The sequence below is a fragment of the Polaromonas sp. genome (assembly GCF_012927485.1).
Lineage (GTDB): Bacteria > Pseudomonadota > Gammaproteobacteria > Burkholderiales > Burkholderiaceae_C > Polaromonas.
This window is the reverse complement of record NZ_JABBPC010000030.1, coordinates 1-3,624: the sequence shown is the minus strand read 5'-3', so window position 1 is coordinate 3,624 and position 3,624 is coordinate 1. Positions and strand designations below refer to the sequence as shown.

Genomic DNA, 3,624 nt, shown 5'->3' with positions numbered 1-3,624 from the left:
CGCCCATCACGTTACCGGCGTAGTCCTCGGGCGTTTCAACCTCAACGGCCATCATCGGTTCGAGAATCACCGGGCTAGCCTTCCGGCAACCTTCCTTAAAGCCGAAAATGGCAGCCATCTTAAAGGCCATTTCGTTCGAATCCACATCGTGGTATGAACCGAAATGCAGTGTCACTTTGACGTCCACCACGGGATAGCCGGCCAGCACGCCCGAAGTCACGGCTTCGTGAATACCTTTTTCAACCGCAGGAATGTACTCGCGCGGCACCGTACCGCCCTTGATGGCATCAATGAACTGAATTCCCTTGCCAGGCTCGTTGGGCTCGATCTTGAGCACCACGTGACCGTATTGGCCCTTGCCGCCGGACTGGCGCACGAACTTACCTTCAGCATCTTCAATCGTCTTGCGGATGGTCTCGCGATAGGCCACTTGCGGTTTGCCCACGTTAGCTTCCACACCGAACTCGCGTTTCATGCGGTCGACAATGATCTCGAGGTGCAACTCGCCCATACCCGCAATGATGGTTTGACCAGACTCTTCGTCGGTCTTGACACGGAACGAGGGATCTTCCTGCGCGAGTCGCTGCAGGGCGATACCCATTTTTTCCTGGTCAGCCTTGGTCTTGGGTTCTACCGCCTGGGCAATGACGGGCTCAGGGAAGACCATGCGCTCGAGCATGATGATGGCCTCCGGATCACAAAGGGTCTCACCCGTGGTCACATCTTTCAAGCCGACGCAAGCAGCAATGTCCCCGGCGCGGATTTCGCTCACTTCTTCGCGGTTATTGGCGTGCATTTGGACGATACGCCCAATCCGCTCTTTCTTGCCCTTGATCGGATTGAAAACGCTGTCACCTTTTTTCAACACGCCGGAGTACACGCGCACAAAGGTCAACTGCCCGACGAAGGGGTCAGTCATCAGCTTGAACGCCAACGCCGAGAATTTTTCTTCATCTGCGGCCTTGCGGGTGACGGGGGCTTCGTCTTCATCGGTGCCTTTCACAGGCGGAATATCGACCGGCGACGGCATAAACTCAATCACCGCGTCCAGCATGCGCTGCACGCCTTTGTTCTTGAAGGCAGAACCACAATACATCGGCTGAATTTCGCTGGCAATGGTGCGCGTGCGAATGCCAAGTTTGATCTCGTCCTCGGTCAAATCACCTTCTTCAAGGTATTTGTTCATGAATTCTTCAGACGCCTCGGCAGCAGCCTCCACCATCTTTTCGCGCCATTCCTTGGCCAGCTCCAACAGCTCAGCCGGAATTTCACGGTAGTCGAACTTCATACCTTGCGAAGCTTCATCCCAGATGATGGCTTTCATCTTGATCAGGTCAACCACGCCGGTGAAGTTTTCTTCCGCGCCAATCGGGATCACCATGGGCACAGGGCTGGCCTTGAGGCGCAGTTTCATCTGTTCGACCACTTTGAAGAAGTTTGCGCCAGTGCGGTCCATCTTGTTAACAAAGGCAAGCCGAGGCACCTTGTATTTGTTCGCTTGGCGCCAGACCGTTTCCGACTGGGGCTGGACACCACCCACGGCGCAGTACACCATGCAGGCGCCGTCCAGCACACGCATGGAGCGCTCCACCTCAATGGTGAAGTCCACGTGGCCGGGCGTGTCAATGATGTTGATGCGGTGCTCGGGCAAGGACGTATCCATCCCCTTCCAGAAGCAGGTCGTCGCAGCGGAGGTGATCGTGATGCCACGCTCCTGTTCCTGCTCCATCCAGTCCATGGTAGCCGCGCCGTCGTGCACTTCACCAATCTTGTGGTTCACGCCGGTGTAAAAAAGAATCCGTTCAGTGGTCGTTGTTTTGCCAGCGTCAATGTGCGCGGAAATACCAATATTGCGGTAGTTTTGAATGGGGGTAGCGCGGGACATAAATTACTTTCAGTTCGAGGTTACGAACAAAGACTCGTTGCCAAGACAACTTTCGTGCTTGTTGCGCGTCTGTCGGCCGTGCGTTGTGCACTTGACCAGCAGAATTGGGATTGAACCAACAGATCTCAAGGGGGCGGGCACCCTGAGATCTTCCGGCAATCCGTCAAATCAGCGCTGAAAACACTGCAATCGAAAAATTAGAAGCGGAAGTGGCTGAATGCCTTGTTGGCTTCTGCCATGCGGTGCACTTCGTCACGTTTTTTCATGGCACCGCCACGGCCTTCGGTGGCCTCCATCAACTCATTAGCCAGACGCAAGGACATCGACTTCTCGCCGCGCTTTTTGGCCGCTTCTTTAAGCCAACGCATGGCCAAGGCCATACGCCGAACCGGACGCACTTCGACCGGCACCTGGTAGTTGGCACCGCCCACGCGGCGGGATTTCACCTCTACCATGGGCTTGATGTTACCAATGGCCATGTGGAATGCCTCAAGCGGATCTTTGCCAGGGTTCTTTTTCTCGATTTGCTCCAGGGCACCGTAAATGATGCGCTCTGCGACGGCCTTCTTGCCGCCTTGCATGATCACGTTCATGAATTTGGCAAGGTCGACATCGCCAAATTTTGGATCAGGAAGAATTTCACGTTTAGGGACTTCGCGACGACGTGGCATTTTTTCACCTCTTTGCTTCAGTTGGCACCACTTTTAAGCAGCGCCTCGAGAGTTATCACAACCCTCACTTACTCGACCGGCGCAACTATTTGCACTTGGGTCACTTCGCTTGAGACATCGGCCAAGATGAATCGAGCACCTTTTTTGAAGAAGTCATGACGACTGCTTCTGGCGCAAGCTGTAAAGCCCGAGCCGATTAAGACAATTAAGCCTTTTTCGGACGCTTGGCGCCGTACTTGGAACGCGACTGCTTGCGGTCTTTCACGCCTTGCAAATCGAGCGCGCCACGAACAATGTGGTAACGCACACCCGGCAAATCTTTGACACGACCGCCGCGAACCAGCACCACACTGTGTTCCTGCAGGTTGTGGCCTTCGCCGCCAATGTAGGAGATGATTTCAAAGCCGTTGGTCAGGCGCACTTTGGCAACTTTACGCAAAGCGGAGTTCGGCTTTTTAGGCGTGGTGGTGTAAACACGGGTGCAGACACCGCGGCGCTGCGGAGAATTTTCCATTGCAGGACTCTTGGACTTGATCTTTTCGACCTCGCGCCCCTGACGGACTAGCTGATTAATGGTTGGCATTAGAAAAACGTCCCTAAACGTTTGGAAAACAAAAAAAACTTCTCCGCACCAAAAGCGGAAAAGCCCGCCAGTATAAACCGAATAGACAAAACGCCCAAGCGGCGCGCTGACGCCGTCCTGAACCGGCTACTTGATCCATAACCTGAGGGCATCCCAGGCGCGTCCGAGAATGCCGGCCTCTTCCACGGTTTCCAGCACCACCAGCGGCACTTCAGCGACGGGTGCGGGGTTCTCGCCGAGCATGACCTTGAGCGTTCCGAGCGACTGACCCTTCACGAACGGCGCAACCAGCGGGTCAGGCCGGGCGACCTGGGTTTTAACCTTGGGGGCGCTGCCAGCGGTCACTGCGACCACGATGGCCTGTGGCCGACCGAGCTTCACGGTCGAGGTCTTGCCTTTCCACACCGAGGGCGTGACGACTGCCTGGCCGGCATCAAATAATTTTACCGCTTCGAAAGCGGTGTAGCCCCAGTTCAACAGCTTTT

At 55.4% G+C, this 3,624-nt stretch carries 3 protein-coding genes and 1 pseudogene; all 4 read right to left on the bottom strand.

Annotated elements, in window-relative coordinates:
* Positions 1–1,885: elongation factor G (fusA, locus tag HHJ16_RS11895; RefSeq protein ID WP_296900806.1), on the bottom strand; the 1,885-nt coding region annotated here is incomplete at its 3' end.
* Positions 1,886–2,082: 197 nt separating this feature from the next.
* Positions 2,083–2,556, bottom strand: a complete 474-nt coding sequence (rpsG, locus tag HHJ16_RS11890; protein WP_011799634.1) for a 30S ribosomal protein S7 — start codon at positions 2,554–2,556, stop codon at positions 2,083–2,085.
* Positions 2,557–2,761: 205 nt separating this feature from the next.
* On the bottom strand, positions 2,762–3,139 hold the full coding sequence (rpsL, locus tag HHJ16_RS11885; RefSeq protein ID WP_293605909.1) for a 30S ribosomal protein S12: 378 nt from the start codon (positions 3,137–3,139) through the stop codon (positions 2,762–2,764).
* Between the two features lie 126 nt (positions 3,140–3,265).
* A pseudogene (locus HHJ16_RS11880) lies at positions 3,266–3,624 on the bottom strand (D-alanyl-D-alanine carboxypeptidase); the annotation flags it as partial.

What these genes read in the sequence shown, in the direction of transcription:
- rpsG (WP_011799634.1), bottom strand. Translation starts at nt 2,556, where the DNA reads ATGCCACGTCGTCGCGAAGTCCCTAAACGTGAAATTCTTCCTGATCCA.
- rpsL (WP_293605909.1), bottom strand. Translation starts at nt 3,139, where the DNA reads ATGCCAACCATTAATCAGCTAGTCCGTCAGGGGCGCGAGGTCGAAAAG.